Here is a 17,630-nt window from a genome sequence, read left to right on the forward strand (position 1 = left end):
AAAATCAAAATATGATTGCCTGATAAGAGGCATGTTAGGGTTATTGCTCGGTACTTGATACTTATCAGGCAACAGGAGGCACAAGTTTATGAAAATTTCAAGAATTTATATCTTTTTGTGCATTTGTTACTCTGTAACTGATCCTATATATATGTTTATTCAACTAAGTTAGTTGAATCACATAACACAATATTCTTGCAAGAATAAGAAAAATAAAGAACATCAATTATGCTTAAGAATCAAATATTATCCTTTTTTCAAAAATTGACAGTAATAAACTGTGCGATAAATAAAGGCCTGATAGGAACATGTTAGGGTTAGGCTAGGCAGTTAGTGGTTATCCTTACAGGCCTTAGGAGGACTTATTATAGTTCACTCCTACACTATGCAACAGTTACTTTTTATGTAATATTATATATAATTATGGTAAACTAGTTTTGTTTAATAGTATAATTGTATGATTTCTTTAAAGAGTAAGGTATTCTTATTTCAAATAAATGAATGTCATCTAATTATGATTCAAAGAAAAGATAAGTATAGGTTCCTGATAGATGAGGGAACAAACGATGGTGGTACAATATAGATGGTTAGTGGGTGTTATAAAAGCTCTATCAGGAAAATTGAATGCTTTATTCCCTCACCAATTTATGTATGCAAATGTTGCTATTTATAATTATTGTATGCACTATTATTCATAACAAATTTATTAATATTTTATCTTTGATATTTTATGCATACTCTTCAATTATCATCAGTTTTATTTAAAAAAACATAACATTATAATTAATTTATTTTGATAGAATACTATTCTACTTTATGGTTTGCAACTCCTATCAGTTGCAAATGATATGTATAATTATAATAATAGTAACATTTTAATCTAAACTCATTAAACTATTGCTTGTAAATAATAATTAAATTTAAAAAGTATTTTGCGCTGTATGACATGAATACATATGTTTAGAATTACTCATATGTTAATTTGTATTCCAAACAATTCATAAAAATCATTATACTTTTTTCTGGCACGATACAGATATTGCCGGACATACTTTTCTCCTCTTGCTTTTGCATACATTGCTTTGGTTTCAGCAGGAGTGAAAACAGTTTCCAGTTTTTTTTGATCAATGTTATCCAGAAATTTAATATTGCTACTGTTATTGATATTGAAGAAATCCAAAATGGTTTCTTCACCCTGCCAATTCCATTCTGTATCGTAGAATATTGCATAAATTATGTCGCAGGAAGTACATTTACCTGCAACTACCATACCACTGTCATGAACATGATAACTAATACTGGTGACATCTGAATTGCAGGATTTACAGATTCCTATAAAGTTGCGGTCAAGGTTTTCAGGATAAAGGTCGATATCATCGATCTGCATGACGTTACTTTCCACATCGTATTTTATATTCATATCGTCACCGGAAAAATTGAGAGTTGGAATAATGCAGTTATAATATTAGTCTTTTTACTTTTAAGTGCTTATTATTAGCTTCATGTTATAAAATTTTAAAAACATATATATAGATTGAAATACATATAAAATTTTGTGCTATATCTGAGGTGAAGTAATGGACTCAATTCGCGCAAAAATAAAACGAAGGTTACAGAAGTTCATAGAACTGGATGTAAATGGACTGCGTAGCCATATATTATCAATTTTCCTTAAAGTAAAAGAGACAACAGTAGATGAGTTGCATGCAAATATCACTGAAAAGTATGATATTTCGCGTAGTGCAGTAGCATCCATGGTAGGTTATATCTACTCCAAGCTGGGTGTACTCAGATCTCATAAAGAGTCTTACAAAACTCCAATAGTTTATTCTTTGAAGGAAGAATATGAGGATATGATAAAATCTGCTCTTGAAGCTGGGTCGTCATCTTCAGGCTGTTAAACTCGTGAACCACGCTAGCATACCCTAATCACAATGTCCATAGTAAAAAACGCACCGCGTACATCTACTACGATCGTTATACGTTCTGACTCAAATTCCCGTATCACTCACTCCAGAGACCCGTATTATAACCTAATGAGACGCCTCTTTCAGGAAGAGGCAACTGCCATTCGTGGTCAGAAGTTTCTCATAATGGTCGAAGATCGTCAAAAAGCAGGTAATCCTATCAAGACAAGTGAGTGGGAAGCTCTTCTTCAGGAACTCGATATAGGACGTGCTTCATTCTATGCCATGCGCAATAAACTGTTAGGCGCCGGCCTAATTATTCACAAAGACCACGAATATCGCCTGTCAGGTCAGTTCAGCAAAGACCTTGTTGATATGGCCAGATGGTGGTGGACTGCTGTTCTAAATGAAAATCCGGAAGGTCTGGAATAACCATCCGTCCGATACCTTAATATACAAGCTTTACAATTAAGGAGATGCATTCACCGTAGCCCGGTAGTGTAGTGGTCAATCATGCAGGACTCTGGATCCCGCAACCTCGGTTCGAATCCGTGCCGGGCTATAACTCATTTTTCACATCAAATCTTTCTTATACCCTTTTAACTTTACAATTACAAAAGTCAGTTCTCCAGAATCTTTTCTACTCAACTAAAAAAGTGAGGGTTAATGGCCAACCAAATAGCCAAGCCATATCCCTTCTCTGAAAAAAGTGAATTCTTCTCAGCCAGAGGTGTTAATATCTGCTCCATCAAGTGTCTGGGTCAGCTGATTGAGAATCTTTTTCATTTTATCCATCTCCTCGCCATAACCTGCCCAGTCACCATCTGCCAGATATTCCTGTGCCTTGTTATAATGATCCAGAGCCTGTTGTGCAAGTTCTCTTGCAGTTGTTGGGACCTCTGTATTCTGCCCACCATTTCCTTCAGTTATTCTGCCCTCTACAAGCATTTGCAGTGATTCCTGTAGGGCTTCTCCCATAACAACCTTCTGTCCGGATGAAACCACGACCCTTCTAAGCTCAGGTATCTCCGACTCTTCGGCACTGATGAATATAGGTTCTGTGTACAATATGGAGTTGCCTATCGGCACAACCAGCAGATTACCTCTGATGACCCTGGAACCTGTTTGGCCCCAAAGTGTCAGCTGCTCTGAGATGTCAGGATCCTGATCTATCCTGGATTCTATCTGCGTCGGGCCGTAAATGAGTTCTCCTTTTGGCAGTTCGTAATGTTTGAGTTCTCCATAGTTCGGATTGTCACATCTGGCTGCTATCCAGGCGATCATGTTCTCTCTGTTCCTTGGTGTGAACGGCTGTAACAGGACATATTCAAGTCCGCCGTCATTTGGAAGTTTGGTGATCATGTAATAAGGTTCCATATCAATACTGGTTCCACGGTATACTTCTCTTGGTATTGCCCAGGCGTCCTCTTTATTGTAGAAAGTCTCTGCATCCTTCATGTGGTAATTTTCATACAGGTCCATCTGTACCTTGAAGAAATCCTTTGGATAGCGGATATGTTCCTGCAAGCCTTCCGGCATCTCGCTGAAAGGTTTGAAAAGCTCCGGGAATATCTTTGAATAGGTATTGACCACCGGCTCATCTTCCATAACGTAGAAATCCACTGTTCCGTCATAGGCATCCACAACAACCTTCACAGAATTGCGTATATAATTGATATTATAGAACTTATCTCCGTAGTAGCTTTCAGAATATGGATATTTGTCAGCAGTTGTGAATGCATCGATAATCCAGTAGATCTTTCCTTCATAGATAACAGGATAAGGGTCACTATCGTATTCAAGGAACGGGGCTATGGTCTGTGCCCTGTCTACGATCTGCCTGTGATACATCAGTCTGGAACTATCATCTATATATTCACTCAGGATGAAATTATATTCGCCAAATACGAAAGCGAATATCAGTCTCTTGGTTAACGAATCCAGAAGTATACCACTCTGACCTTCGTATTGTGTGAATACGTTCTGACCTTCTCTTGGATAATCGAATTCCTCTTTCCCTGTATCCGCTATCTTATAGTCGGTTGTGATTTCACCATAGTATATACGTGGGTTATCAACGGTGAACTCTCCGGTCGGAGGAATATCCTGAAGCACGAACTGCGGTCTTCCATCCTCTGTCTTTGTACTTACGGGGTTCATTACAATACCAAAACCATGTGTATAGACCAGACGTTCATTGACCCATGTCTTGGCTTCAGGTGCCAGTTGCATGGTGTCAAGTTCTCTTGCAGAGATCATGTACTGCTGGTAACCACCATACATCATATATCGGTCAGTATCTACATCATTGAAGGTGTAATAAGTCCTTATCTGCTGAAGCTGTTTGTAGGTCTGCTCCAGGGCTCTTCGGTCCCATATGCGTATATTCTCGGTTATATTCGTGTTATTTTGTAGTTCTTCAGCAGTAAGGTCGGCATTTGCTTCAAAGGGCTTCTCTTCTATGTTCGACAGACCAAATGCCATTCTTGTATAATTGATATTGTACTCCAGATATTGTTCTTCAAGCTGGATCTCTGTAGGTTCTACCTTGAACTGCTGATAGATATCAGGGACAAATGAACTTGTAACGATGAACAATATCAATAGGATTATACTTGCAAGCGGTATATTCACATTCTTCAGCTTTATGTTTGCTATCAGAGAGATAGCTGTCAGGAAGGACAATAAAGTGAGTATGTTGAATATGGGAAGCCTTACATGTACATCCGTATAGCCTGCACCTGCGACCACACCCTGCTGTGAGAACAATATGTCATATCTGTTAAGGAAGTAACCAAATGCTATCAGCGCGAAAAGGACTGAAAGGAGCAATGAAAGATGAACAAGAACCCTGGAAGGTACTATATCCTTCAGTCCGCCTGTCTGGTAAAGGAAATAAGATTCTTCTGCATCATCTATCTCTATTCCTTCTGACTTGAAAAGGGGTTGAAGTCTGAACATGTACAGACCAAGAACCAGTATGATGGAAATGATAGTAAGTGTCAGTAATGTCCCACGGATCATCTGGATGAACGGTAGTTGAAATACATAAAATCCAATATCGTTCATGAGTATCGGATCGTTTATTCCAAAGGATGAACTATTCAGATATAGAAGAATTATTCTCCAGCTGCTGCTGAATGTAAGGCCAAATAGCAATGAAAAAGCTGTGATAACTATCAATATCAAGGTACTATCCGTATCATTATATGCAATATCCTTGTCTTCCAGTATCTTCTTTACCGAGTCTCCTGTATATCTGGCATTAACATAAAGGAAGATGAACGCGAGCAGGAATCCAGGTATTATTGCGATCAGTTTCCATTGTAATATCGTTGTGAAAACGGAAGTATATCCTATCATATCGAACCATAGATAGTCAGTATATATGCCTACTAAAGGACCGATACCTAAAAAGAACGCAACGATCAGGAAAAAAATAATTCTCATATCTTTAATTAAAACACCCCGCTATCAATTTTAATTCCTATCTTATATCTATTACACCCCTGAAGAATCCAACAGATGGAAAATTTTGAGATTCAAGGTGAAATAGAAAAACAGATATAGTTAAAAGCTTACTAAAATGCCTAAATTAAATTTGGGTGTGGTTATGAAATTAAAAAGAGTAGTATCAGAAGCTATAACATATGCAATAATTGTCCTTGTCCTGTATTACACAGGTAACTGGGATAATTTAGGAATTGTCACTCTTGCATACATAATAAGCATTGTTTTTTGGGAGGCTACGAAGGCTTAGAGTATTAATCATTTGTAAATAGATTTGTAAGTTTGAAGGGAATCTAACTATTGATTTTTCTTCTTCAATAACGGTTTACCTATTTTTTCTAACTTTCCATTAAATTGTTCTCTCCTCTTTTTTGATTTAGCAGGTTGTACATAAAAGAAGTCAAAAAGGAGTTCTAGCACATGTAGTATCCATTCTAGTTCTTCATCTTCAACCTCAACAATTTCAGAACTATGCTCATACATTGTAGGATGTGCTGCAAAATTACCAATGTGCCTTATTGCATCAACATCATCTGCTAAATATACTGGCAACATATTTATTGCTTCATCAATTTGTAATGATAATGTTTTTTTATTAATTCCTTGATCTGAAAATATATTTTGCAAACATCTACGGGCCAATGCTGCAGAAGCTTTTTTACTATAAATAGAAACTAAACAAGCTTCATCATAGTCTTCTCTTATGAAAGGAGGAACTTCTAAAGGACAGGGATCTTTTGGAGAAATCAATGGATAAACTAAATTATCATCTAAAGAAATTACTAATTTGTTGCATTCAGGACACATAGAAATATTCACTTTTGAATAGGTAACAAATGGTTCTTCATCTTCCTCACATATACCATTTTCAAGCGTTATATGTTGAAAAGCACCGCTTCGATCTGTTCTTGATGATTCAAATCTTACAGAATTTCTGCAATGTGGACATTTATCTACATAACCTGCTTTAAACATAATAATAAAAACTTGGCGTACATATTTAATAATTTTGTTTCAATCCTACTTTTCGCTCCGCTAACCAAACCTTAAATTTAATAAATGGGCTAAATCATAGTTTAGCATAAAAGTATGCCCTCATTATATAAATTATTTAGAAGCATATAAGGGCAAAAACAACTAAATCAACATCCCAATTCAAGTGCATCGATCATCTTTTCAGTGCATTCAACATCATTGAAAACAAGACGGACATTTCCGTTCTTAAAATAGTAAAGCTTCATGGTTTCATCGATGTGAGCTCCTCCGGGCTGTATCTCAATTATTTTTGCTTCTGAAGGGGGAGTGTTGTTCAGGGTTATGTCAACAAGTTTACCGAGACTTTCAAGGCAATTGAGTGATTGATACGGGTTTTTTAATGCTCTTAACTTGATAACAGTTCCGTTTCTTTTGTCCGTCTCATCAGATGAAGATTTAATATCGATTGGAATCAGACGTCTGCAATCACTTTTAATTCTCTTTAATATATGCTCATCGTTGTGGAAATACTCATTTTTGATATGTTCAGCTATTTTGAAAGCATCATAGGTTTCCATATTATCAATAAAATCCAGAACTTCTTCATAATCGATGGAGATCTTCAGGTAATTGTTACTTTCGATCTGGATTATCTGGTTTAAAAAAATTTCCTTGATGGCTTTTATGGGAACATTGAGGTTTACAGAATCAGTGAAAGGGAACAGATACAGGGACTGCCTGCTTGCAGAAGGAATGAGATTTCCAAGATGAGAATTTATCTCCCTGACAATCGTTTTTGTTTCTTTCTGGGCATTGTACAATACTTCGATGGTCTCGTTCTGTAAGGTGTACACCCTTGTTCTGTGATCGTTATCGTTTTCTGCCATCAGGCGTCCTCTTGGCACTTAAATTATATATATCTTCACCAGGAGAAGCCAAAAGTGAGCTATCCTCATTCTTGTTATAATTCTAATATGCCATATTTACTGTTATCTTTACAGCAAATATAGGCTGTCCACAAGGTTGTCTGCATAGTAGATATAAAGAATTAGCAACAATTTGCATACTGGCAATGAGATCACAACTGATGATCCATTGAGTGAGGATACATTTTGTCACACGAAAAAACTGAGCATGAAGATATCACTAAAGAAGAGCTGCTTCAGTTAATAGATTCCAGATTTCCCGGAAGAAGTTACCATGATAATTTGTTAAATGTTTTGAAAAAAGGAAGTTTCTCTCATAATTCAGAACTTCTCAGAACTGCTAAAATGTTGCTTGATAAAGACTGGATGATAGCAGGACTTTTCTTTGAAAACCTTCCTGTAGCGGCTAAGAATACGGGTCCAGAAGGCATCAGAAAATGGGCAGGAACAGGATTGAAGATATTTGATCTGGATAAATATCTGGCAATCGATTATTTTTCATTCTCAGCTCCTCTCTTAAACGATTTGAATATCAGCGAACTGGAAGAATGGGCCTTAAAAGGAATTTATCTCTTTGAAGAGAATCCATCACAAGGAAGACCTTATTTTTCTCTGAGATCAGAAGATTCAAAGGAATTTGCTGAAAGTCTTAAAGGTTCTGTAGCACTCAGTGAAATAATCAACGTGCTAAGATACTATGCCCTCGGATTATCTGGTGTCAATTTTAACATTCGTTCCCGCAGAACACTGGGAACAGAAGATGACCCGGATTCTATAAATCCTGTGATTTCAGGCAATACGATCTACCTTGCTCCCAGAATCAGGAGATATGGTGAGTTTGAAGATAATTACAAGATCTACAAACTCAGCATAATGCATGAAGTAGGACACATTCGCTTCAGTTCCAATGAACTGGAACGTGATGGAGCGGCAGAACTTATGGCCGATATTCGAAGAAGATACTCAACCATGAAAAAAAGACTTCCTATTCCAGGAATGCAGGCTGAAGGTATTATTGGAATTGCTGATGTCATAGCTCTGTTTCCCAATCAGGCACTGGCAGGAACCATACTTGGCATTCTGGAAGATGCCAGGGTCGAGTACAGGATAATGGAAAGATACAGTGGAGTCAGGACAGACCTTGAGAGGATAAGGCACCAAATGCTTCTTACAAGGTCCATTCCTGAAAACAAAGTTGAACGCTTCATAGAATCACTTTTGTGGATCTCCATCAGCCACGAACCTGTTTATGATCTTGATAATGAAACAAGAATTCTTCTTGACCAGATAAAACCAATGCTTCTGGAGAGTATTTTCAGGGAGGGTTCATCTGTACTCGATTCTCTTGAAGCAAGTTTTAGGATATATAAGTTGCTTGATGAATATGAGGGACCATTAAGCCAGAAAGAATATGAGTTACTAAAAAACCTTGATTACCGTGCTTTGAGCATTGGAGCATACAACAGCAAGGATTCCCTCTCCACCCGCTCACATGAGAATATCATTAAAAACTTTATTCCCGAAAGCAAAGTGAAGCTGACAGAAGAGAATGATCCATTACAGGAAGAACATGCTAAACGCCGTCCTACCTATGCCGAGAAAAAGAACTGGAACATGCTTGGCACTTACAGATATGATGAATGGGATGCTGTGATAAATGACTATAAAACAGACTGGTCTGTGGTCAATGAGGTTGAGCCTTTTGGCATGTCCAGTGATTACTATCACGAAGCATCAGAACAATACAGGAATGAAATTGCTCTCATCAAGCAGATATTCAACAGGATGAAGCCTGAAACATTCCGCAGGATGAAACAGCAGACCGATGGAACAGAAATCGATATTGATGCCTTCATAGATTCCCTTATTCAGAAGAAATGCGGAGTAAATCCTGATGACAGGCTCTATATGAGATGGGACAAGCATGAGAGAGATGTTGCAACTCTTTTTCTTGTAGATGTAAGTTATTCAACCCACAAAATGGTAAATTATGAGGAAAAAAGCATACTTGACGTTGAAAAAGATTCTCTCATAATCATGACCCAGGCGCTTGAAAGTATAGGAGATAACTATGCAATTTACGCTTTTTCCGGGAAGGACAGGGATGATGTTGAATACTTTGTCATAAAAGATTTCGATGAAGGATTATCAGATACCGTTGCACGCAGGATAAGTCTGCTTGAACCGGTATCCAATACAAGACTCGGACCTGCAATTCGTCATTCCATCAGGAAACTGGAAAAGGTAGATGCAAGAACAAAGATAATAATACTATTATCCGATGGTGAACCTTTTGACATTTCCCGGGGAGAAACTGCATATAAAGAAAGTATTGCTGAAGAAGACACAAGAATTGCAATTCAGGAAAGCAATGCAAAAGGAATTGACTTTTTCTGCATAACAGTTGATCCTGATCCGGGCAAGTATCTTGATAACATTTTTTCAGATTCTGAATACACAATAATTGATGATGCCAGTTCGCTTCCTGAAACTCTTCCGGTTTTGTATAAGAGGATAACTACCTGAAATTATTAGGTAAAAGCTCAACGAGCATTCGAAGAGCTCTTTCCTCTTGCAAGAGAAGCAAATATTCCTATTATGCAGAAAACCGTGAACAGGATAAAAGCATAGTGCATGCTGATAACGAACTGCGGATAATACTCAGATGTTATCACCACAGGCCCAATTACAACGGAAAACAGCATCATGGCTATACCCATTGAGAGCATCTGCCCAAGTAGTCTCATGGTACCATTCATTCCTGATGCTACGCCATAGAACCTTTTGTCCACCGAGCTCATGATAACATTGGTATTTGGGGATGAGAACAGACCAAAACCCACACCAAGCAGCACAAGTGTTCCAACGATATACCAGAGTGGTGTAATTTCCGTAACAAAGGTCAGTAAGAACAGTCCTGTTGCTGTAAGTCCCATTCCAGTTGATGCAATTAGCCGGGGTTCTACGCGGTCAGAAAGCCTTCCGGCAACAGGTGAAATAATTGCCTGGATGACAGGTTGTGCGATAAGGATCATACCTGCATGTCCGGGAGTGAATCCTTTGGTGTATTGCAAATCAAGGCTCAGAAGAAATGTGACAGCATAGGTTGCACTGTAATTGATAAGTGCAGACATGTTGGATAATGCAAAGACACGGTTCCTTGTGAGAAGACTTATGTCAAGCACAGGTGTAGGTATTCGCATTTCATAAAGAGCAAAAAGACCAATACCAAGTAGTCCTAAAGCTATAAGTGCTGCACCTTTGATCTCAGGAAGAGTTGAGAAACCATACATAACTGCAATAACAGCAGAACCATAGATCATCGATCCTGCAAGGTCGAATTTTTCTCCACGGCATTCAGCCCATTCGCCTTTGAGTTTCCATAGTATAAGTAGGATCGCTATGGCACCTATTGGTACATTGACAAGGAAAATACTTCTCCATCCAAGGTGCTGCGTCATAATTCCACCAAGGAACGGACCCATGGAAAGTCCGATATAGACCGCGGTTATATAGATGCCAAGAGCTGTACCTCTTTCTCCGGGAGAGAATACAGATGTAATGATAGCAGCTCCTGTACCAAAGATCATAGCACTTCCAAGACCCTGGATCATACGGACTCCGATGAGCATTCCTTCTGTCGGAACCATGGTCATTGCCAGGGACGCCAGACTGAAGATCATTATACCATAAAGAAAGACCTTTTTTCTTCCGTATATATCGGCAATCTTTCCGAAAGGTACGAGGAACACTGCGGAAGAAAGAAGATAGGCTGTAGCTACCCAGGAAAGTGAGATAGCATTCATATTGAATTCTGCTCCCATAGTGGGTAAAGCGATGTTCACTGCCGAACCGTCAAAGGGAGTTATAAAACCTGCAAGTATGGCTATGAGCAGCACTATCTGTTTTTGTGTATTGCCAGCTAAAAGTGATTTTTGAGATGTCTGATTATTCTCCGTATCTTTTGATGGCGGAGTAATGCTATTGGTTGTTGCTTCCATGTTTGGTTCCATGAGTTTTATTGAGAATTAGAGGATTCCTGCTATAAATATCATTGCAGTTACTATTGTAGTTACCATTGCAGCTATTTCAATTTCTCATTATGATTAAACCATAATCCAGTTACCAAAACATCTAAGTAATGTCGTCACCTCCGATGCACTAAAGTTTACGAAACTAAGTTCAATTGAGTTGATATTTATGGCAATAAAGGACGGAGATACGGTAAAGATAGAGTATGTAGGGTTGCTTGATGATGGATCTGTTTTCGATGCATCCGAAACACACGGACAACCACTGGAATTTACAGTTGGTTCGGGTAATGTGATCAAAGGCTTTGATGAAGCGGTCAAAGGACTTGAAGTCGGAGATGAGAGAGAGTTCAGGATCGAAGCTAAAGATGCTTATGGGGAGTACAATGCAGCACTCAAGGATACAGTATCAAGAGACCTTGTTAGATCTGACATGGAAATGGAAGTCGGTAAGACATTCTGGGTTCAGTCTCCTCATGGCCAGACTATTCCTGCAAAGATTGCTGACCTGACAGAAGAAGAAGTGACCTTCGATCTTAACCATCCGCTTGCAGGCAAGGCTCTTACTTTCAAAATCATAGTTGTTGAAGCATAATTATCTCAAATTATGAAATAACTGTCTAAATCTAAAATATGATTATAATAATACTCATTATATATTATAGTATACATATATTTAAATAGTAGAAAATAATACTAGGAATTGCAGTCATTCAAGCTGAACATGCAGAAGATTGCATGACCATATACGGTGGTACGATATGGCCTTGATTGAAAGAAGCTAAAGCGAAACATACAAAAGCACATGAACGATAACAAACCTGCCACATTACTCCCACAACCACACACACTAGGTTTGTTACGTTCGGGCTTTAGTAATCTTTAGTTATTCACATTCATAATGGAGTATGAGCAAAGGGGATTCAGGTCTTTAAGACCGGGGTTATTGTCACTAAGAATTCCCACCAGCCTTCTCTTCTTCTCTTATTTGTTTTTTATATCAGTTTAATTAAATTCTTCATTTGTAAAAACTGAGAGGTAATAAGCATAAAAATAGTCATAGCAATAATGAATAGCAGGTCCTTTTGCAGAGAGATTTTGTCCATCTAATGAACCAGCGACCCAAACACAACGAAAATCATTATGGTAGCAGTGATATTGGATATAATAGAATATTCAAGTCCTTTTTTCCAGTAAAGCCATCCAAAAACCATACTTGCTATCCCATTAAAGGCAGCAACGCGCATAATAATTGTAGGGTCCATCATTTCCCTGGAAAAAAGCAGGTAAACCACACTATAGATCGAGCTTACCATTATAATTGATAGCCATATACCTGCATCAGTTGCTTTTCCTTCTGAATTCTTCTTTACTTTCCATGTGATCCACACCAGGAATGTCATTAAAAAGAATCGCAACACAACCTCTTCAGTGACACCTACATAGAATGAATACAAAAATCGTTGCCATAGAGGAGGAGTTGTCAGATATAACAGTAATGATTCTGAATATCTTGTAAAAACCAATGTATCAAGGATTACGATCAAAAATGATATGATTACACCATATAGAACTGAAATACTGAATGAAGATTTGAAATCAGAAGGTAAGCTCCTGTCTTCAAAAAGAGAACTGAGTACCGGTGTTTTCAGACCGACCTTTTTTCCAAGGTATAAACCTGTGAAAATACCGACCAGAAAGATCACTGTTGACCTGGCAAACTGTGCAGCCAGAATGGTAGGAATTGCCATGGCCATATCATACAGTGCATCACCTGACATTGTAATGGCATAAGGTAGTGCTGCCAGCAATGAGAACTCAGCCAGCATGAACAGCAGCCAGTAGACATTCCAGTCCACAATGTCTCTTATATCCCTGAATTTCATTCCTGCCAGCCTAAAATTATATTAAAAATCACATGGCATCTTTTGACGCTTTAGTGAAGTATTCTATTGCCTGTGCCAGTTCTTTGTGACTCTTGGCGTATTCTTCAATATCGATCATCTGGAGATATGCATCACATGCCTGTACAAGGGCCCTGGCTCCATCCTGGGTTCCTCCGGGATGAGCATGCACACCGGATCCCATGGTTGTTATGAAATCAACATTTCCCATAACATCAATAAAAGGCTTCAGCCTTACAGGATTAAGCCCTCCTGAGACAATTGGACAGCATTTCTTCATACCTCTCCAGCTATCATCCTCAAGCACTACATGATGGGCCATATCTACATTAACGATATTGATGGCATCCTTATCTGTTTCAGGTATCTTTGACCAGCTCTGTTTAAAGAAGTGTCCTTCAGCACTCATGTACTGTATCTCATGTGCAGCAACTACATCTTCTTCAGGTGTACCCTGCATTTTTCCAACACCTGCGGTTCCCGTATGGATTCCTGAAGCACCTGCAAGTCTTGCAAATTTGGACAGGACAAGTACTGAGAATCCAAGTGGGTTTTCAGGTCTTGTGAATGCACCGTGTGCTGCCCTGTGGAAGTGAATGAAAACACCCGGGTATCTTCTTCTGAGTGTCTGAACAGCCATCCAGCCTGCTGTGATTCCATCGATGAGGAATGCATAGCTTCCAGGCTCAAAACCCGCATTTACTATCATTTCACACCTTTCGATCATGGTGTCAAAATCAGCAGCTGAAACATTGAATGAATGTACCTTTTTGTGTCCTGTTTCACGAACAGCTTTGTCCATTGCTTCCTTGACATGTTTGACCATCTTGTCATATGGACAGAAATCCTGATTGGCCTGTGGTTCATCGTTCTTGACAAAATCACCGCCACCTACCCAGAAGTCATAACATACTTCTGCATATTCAGCAGATGTGAGTCCCATTTTCGGCTTGACGATGGTTCCGAGGATCGGCCTGTCATAAACATCAAGGTACTTCCTCATGTCATCGACCGTATAGCTTGGACCGTCATACTGTTCAAGCATTGATGGAGGGAACCACACATCCAGTAGTTTCAGGGCTGCAACTTCCTTCATTCCAAGGATATTACCAACAATATAGGTGAGTATGTTCTGTACATTTCCTCCTCTGTCAAAAAGTCTCCATGGATATGCGATCCATACGAGTTCACGGTCTAAGTCAAGTTGGTATACCAGAGCATTCATAACTCTGGAAAAAGAAGTTTCTGTATTTACTTTAAAATTAGTACCTGTTGATGATTCGGCTGCAACTTCAGCGGCTGCCTGCAGAATGTTGAATTTACCTCCGGGTTTCAGATGAAAAACACCAAGAAGATATTCACCGTTTGTCGGATCAGGCAATTCCATATTTACATATGCTTCCTGTTTGGAGTTTAGCGATTTGACCAGATCTTCGCGAATTGAGCTCATACAAATAAAAAGAGCATGCAATCTATTTTAGTTTTTGGCAGGAGAAATTATCAGAATCTTTATAATATGAGGTCAAAAGAGAATTTTGAAACAAAGTTATATTAGGGTTAACAAAGATTCTTAAATGTTAAATAAAAGGGAGTGTGTAATTTGTCACAGGAAAACAATAAACTATATAGTTTACTTTTGGTTCTGGCGATAGCTCTGGCGCTGATGGCAGCGGCATTGTACGCAGGATCACAGGGGAATTCACAACAAAATGCAGAGCATACAATTTCTATGAGTGGATATGCGGAACAGAAAGTCGTTCCAGATACTGCATCAATTAGTATTGGAGTTGTGACCCAGGCCACAACGGCAAACGGATCAAGTAGTGAAAATGCTGCAATAATGAATGCTGTAGTTAATGAATTAAAAGCTATAGGTTTGGAGGATAAGGAAATGCAGACTTCTTATGTTTCGGTATCACCGGAATATAATTATACCGGAGGAAGAACCATAACCGGCTACTCGGCTTCTAATAATGTGCAAATAACTACTACAAAACTTGACATGATAAATGAGATCATTGACAGGTCTGCTGCAGCCGGGGCTAATCAGATCGGCAGTCTCTCATTCTCCGTATCAGATGCGATGCAAAAGCAACTTCGTGATGAGCTTATTTCAGAAGCTGTAAATGATTCACGCTCAAAAGCAGATATGCTTGCAAGCACTTTGAATGTGAAGATCACAGGAGTGAAAACCTCATCTGTAAATGATAATAGTGGTGTATCAGCAATTTATAATACTGCACAGGAAATGCCGGTAGCTGTGGGAGCTTCAACACCAATAAGTCCAGGCGAATCAACTGTCTCAATGTCTGTACAGGTCACTTATATCATTAAGTAACAGGGAGTTCCTGAGAAAATCCAAGAACAATAAGAAGAAGAACAATTCCAAAAAGGATAAGTTGAGGCATTGAATCCTTGATCGTTTCTTCTTCTTTTTCTTTTATGCATATTACTACAAAAGTTGTCAGGCTTGCAAGGATCAAAAGCAATATGAAAACCGGGATTTGCATATTGAAATTAATTGCAGAATATATCATTCCCACACCTTCAAGAAACATTACAACTGATATCTGGTGATAAGGCACATAACCGGCGATTCCTCTTTTTTCTTTTGTGTTGAAATAGTTCTTTTCTCCAAAAACAATATGAAGAATGCACAATGCGACCAAAAGTAAACCGGATGCTGCAATCAATAGATTCAAAACAGTGAAACCCCTATAAATTCAGGAAACTTATGATTAAAATGCTTTTTTATTTTATTTTGATTTGAGTGTATTAATTAATGATACAACTTTTAATAGAATATGATCCATTCTTTGATTATTCTTTTTTAGAGGGATAAAAGAAAAGTGATCAAATGGAATATGTCAATCTTTTAAGGAATTCACTTAAAACGGTTCTGAGAAATTTTGTTGCTTATGGAATAGCAACGATCATTCTTTCTATAGGATCAACGCTGGTAGTCACAGCTCCTCCTCTTCTTTATGGATACATATCCATGCTTGTAAAAGGCACAAGACAGGAAAAAATCAATGTAAATGATATTTTTGATGGCTTCAGATCCGGTAATTTTGCGCGTAGCTGGAAATACATGCTTTTTGTAATGATTATCGTTTTGCTCTTTATCTGTGCATTAATTCTGCTTATTATTGTAGGTTTCATCACTTTTGCTTTAGCATCTGCAGCAGGTATTACTCTCTCAGAATCAGTAAGTATTGCAATTGTAACTGTGATTTTTCTAATAGTCATTTCTATTGTTTTAATTCCGGTCTTTTTTATGCTATATATGCTTCCCCTTTATGTAATTAAAGAATATGATATAACAGAAGCTATTTTAGAAAGTACTAAAATAGTCCGGCAAAATATGATCTCAAGTGTGATGATAAGTCTTTTAGTAGGTATCGTTTCTCTTATTGGTGTCCTTCCATATTATGCAGGTCTATTTATTGGATGGCCAGCTGTCTTCAATTTTCTAATTTATACGGTAGGCGTTTTACTTACAATGCCTTTCAGCCAACAGGTACTTGTGAATAAAACATTTGAATTGGCATCAATTCCATAAGCTGATAAAATTCCTGCCTTAAGATGAAAATTATTCGCTTATCCAAGCCTTAGCTTCCGGAAATTCATAATTACTATAGGTTTTCACTGTACCTGGAATTATATGTTTAAACATTCTAACGGCATCTGCCATCCAGCCCACATCCGAAACAAGTGCGAACTTTTCAAAGGAGTTGTAGTTATACACGCCAAGTTTCAGGTCATCAAACATTGCATCGAGAGTGATTTTTATATCCGTATCCACCTGGTAAAGTAAACGAACCTTCTCATGTTTCTTTACTTTGCCCTCTATTGCAGGAACCAGTACTTCATAATAATCATCCCCTGTTACCTTTCCACTCATTCGGACAGCAATGACATTTTCAGGCATGTCTTTTATTAGTTCTATCATTTAAATCACCCCATTCCAAACTAGACAATTTCCTTCAATAAAATTGAAGAGGCTATATTATATAAGAACATTGGATTTTTGTATTGAACCTATCTCAAAACGCCTCTTGAAACTTTTTCCAGCATAGTAGAAAACATGCAATATCCAGTAGTCCTTTGAAAACAACATTAAGCCTTTCATATCGACTTGCTATTTTCCTGAATCCCATTTTCAACCATGCAAAGAATCGTTCAATTGTCCCTCTTTTCCGATATGACTCATATTCAAGTCTTGTAGGTCTTCCTCTTTTAGGATATTTCCTATTCCTGATATTAACAGGAATATTACTTTTGATCGCTCTGCGTCTCAGATATTTCCTGATTTGTATCTCATCATAAGCAGAATCCGCAAGCACTTCCAATGGTCTGGTTCTTGGTCTTCTGTCA

The 17,630-nt window shown here is 38.1% G+C and carries 17 protein-coding genes and 1 tRNA gene; 8 read left to right on the forward strand and 10 right to left on the reverse strand.

The features are described from left to right. Positions 1-970 precede the first annotated feature (970 nt). Positions 971-1,420, reverse strand: a complete 450-nt coding sequence (locus BLP52_RS10240) for a hypothetical protein (RefSeq protein WP_091710370.1) — start codon at positions 1,418-1,420, stop codon at positions 971-973. A 157-nt stretch (positions 1,421-1,577) separates the two neighbouring features. Between BLP52_RS10240 and BLP52_RS10245 the strand changes: the two genes are divergently transcribed. The 3 genes from BLP52_RS10245 to BLP52_RS10255 all read left to right on the forward strand — a co-directional run bounded on the left by BLP52_RS10245 (position 1,578) and on the right by BLP52_RS10255 (position 2,469). Then, entirely contained in the window at positions 1,578-1,901 is a 324-nt protein-coding gene (locus tag BLP52_RS10245; RefSeq protein ID WP_091710371.1) for a DUF2551 domain-containing protein, read from the forward strand. 33 nt (positions 1,902-1,934) lie between these two features. Continuing rightward, positions 1,935-2,339 carry a hypothetical protein gene (locus tag BLP52_RS10250; protein ID WP_091710372.1) on the forward strand — a complete coding sequence of 135 codons (405 nt, stop codon included), beginning with the start codon at positions 1,935-1,937 and terminating at the stop codon, positions 2,337-2,339. 57 nt (positions 2,340-2,396) lie between these two features. After that, positions 2,397-2,469, forward strand: a tRNA-Gln gene (locus tag BLP52_RS10255). A gap of 158 nt (positions 2,470-2,627) precedes the next feature. On the opposite strand, the gene BLP52_RS10260 is transcribed toward BLP52_RS10255, so the two are convergent. Then, positions 2,628-5,357, reverse strand: coding sequence for a UPF0182 family membrane protein (locus BLP52_RS10260; protein WP_202905775.1), 2,730 nt, complete (start codon positions 5,355-5,357; stop codon positions 2,628-2,630). A 163-nt stretch (positions 5,358-5,520) separates the two neighbouring features. Here BLP52_RS10260 and BLP52_RS14435 point away from each other — a divergent pair, with 163 nt between their 5' ends. Then, a complete protein-coding gene (locus BLP52_RS14435; RefSeq protein WP_154717849.1) occupies positions 5,521-5,667 on the forward strand; it encodes a hypothetical protein in 147 nt (48 codons plus the stop codon). Positions 5,668-5,714: 47 nt separating this feature from the next. On the opposite strand, the gene BLP52_RS10265 is transcribed toward BLP52_RS14435, so the two are convergent. Together BLP52_RS10265 and BLP52_RS10270 are read right to left on the reverse strand one after the other, a co-directional pair. Further along, complete coding sequence (locus BLP52_RS10265) at positions 5,715-6,392, reverse strand: DUF4145 domain-containing protein (RefSeq protein WP_202905776.1); 678 nt, start codon at positions 6,390-6,392, stop codon at positions 5,715-5,717. 167 nt (positions 6,393-6,559) lie between these two features. Further along, on the reverse strand, positions 6,560-7,279 hold the full coding sequence (locus tag BLP52_RS10270) for a hypothetical protein (protein WP_091710374.1): 720 nt from the start codon (positions 7,277-7,279) through the stop codon (positions 6,560-6,562). A gap of 225 nt (positions 7,280-7,504) precedes the next feature. On the opposite strand from BLP52_RS10270, the gene BLP52_RS10275 reads away from it, so the two are divergent. Beyond that, positions 7,505-9,844 (forward strand): nitric oxide reductase activation protein NorD, encoded by a 2,340-nt coding sequence (locus tag BLP52_RS10275; RefSeq protein ID WP_091710375.1) that lies wholly within the window; start codon positions 7,505-7,507, stop codon positions 9,842-9,844. A gap of 17 nt (positions 9,845-9,861) precedes the next feature. Here BLP52_RS10275 and BLP52_RS10280 read toward each other — a convergent pair whose 3' ends face one another. Then, positions 9,862-11,319, reverse strand: a complete 1,458-nt coding sequence (locus tag BLP52_RS10280) for an MFS transporter (protein WP_091710410.1) — start codon at positions 11,317-11,319, stop codon at positions 9,862-9,864. Between the two features lie 199 nt (positions 11,320-11,518). Between BLP52_RS10280 and BLP52_RS10285 the strand changes: the two genes are divergently transcribed. Beyond that, complete coding sequence (locus tag BLP52_RS10285; protein ID WP_091710376.1) at positions 11,519-11,944, forward strand: FKBP-type peptidyl-prolyl cis-trans isomerase; 426 nt, start codon at positions 11,519-11,521, stop codon at positions 11,942-11,944. A 511-nt stretch (positions 11,945-12,455) separates the two neighbouring features. Here the strand turns inward: BLP52_RS10285 and BLP52_RS10290 are convergent. Together BLP52_RS10290 and BLP52_RS10295 are read right to left on the reverse strand one after the other, a co-directional pair. Next, positions 12,456-13,235, reverse strand: coding sequence for a CPBP family glutamic-type intramembrane protease (locus BLP52_RS10290; protein WP_091710377.1), 780 nt, complete (start codon positions 13,233-13,235; stop codon positions 12,456-12,458). A gap of 28 nt (positions 13,236-13,263) precedes the next feature. After that, positions 13,264-14,703, reverse strand: a complete 1,440-nt coding sequence (locus BLP52_RS10295; RefSeq protein ID WP_091710378.1) for a ribulose-bisphosphate carboxylase — start codon at positions 14,701-14,703, stop codon at positions 13,264-13,266. A gap of 150 nt (positions 14,704-14,853) precedes the next feature. Here BLP52_RS10295 and BLP52_RS10300 point away from each other — a divergent pair, with 150 nt between their 5' ends. Beyond that, positions 14,854-15,591 carry an SIMPL domain-containing protein gene (locus tag BLP52_RS10300; protein WP_091710379.1) on the forward strand — a complete coding sequence of 246 codons (738 nt, stop codon included), beginning with the start codon at positions 14,854-14,856 and terminating at the stop codon, positions 15,589-15,591. Here the strand turns inward: BLP52_RS10300 and BLP52_RS10305 are convergent. Further along, positions 15,584-15,955, reverse strand: coding sequence for a hypothetical protein (locus BLP52_RS10305; RefSeq protein WP_154717850.1), 372 nt, complete (start codon positions 15,953-15,955; stop codon positions 15,584-15,586). The two genes, BLP52_RS10300 and BLP52_RS10305, sit on opposite strands and share 8 nt — an antisense overlap. 155 nt (positions 15,956-16,110) lie before the next feature. On the opposite strand from BLP52_RS10305, the gene BLP52_RS10310 reads away from it, so the two are divergent. Then, on the forward strand, positions 16,111-16,815 hold the full coding sequence (locus BLP52_RS10310; RefSeq protein ID WP_091710381.1) for a hypothetical protein: 705 nt from the start codon (positions 16,111-16,113) through the stop codon (positions 16,813-16,815). Positions 16,816-16,845: 30 nt separating this feature from the next. Here the strand turns inward: BLP52_RS10310 and BLP52_RS10315 are convergent, their stop codons facing one another. Together BLP52_RS10315 and BLP52_RS10320 are read right to left on the reverse strand one after the other, a co-directional pair. Beyond that, positions 16,846-17,205: a SpoIIAA family protein gene (locus BLP52_RS10315; protein WP_091710382.1), complete on the reverse strand. Its 360-nt coding sequence runs from the start codon at positions 17,203-17,205 to the stop codon at positions 16,846-16,848. Between the two features lie 94 nt (positions 17,206-17,299). Next, positions 17,300-17,630 (reverse strand): transposase (locus BLP52_RS10320; RefSeq protein WP_091710411.1); only part of this gene is annotated, 331 nt, incomplete at its 5' end.

This window comes from Methanolobus vulcani (genome assembly GCF_900100715.1).
Classification (GTDB): Archaea; Halobacteriota; Methanosarcinia; order Methanosarcinales; family Methanosarcinaceae; genus Methanolobus; species Methanolobus vulcani.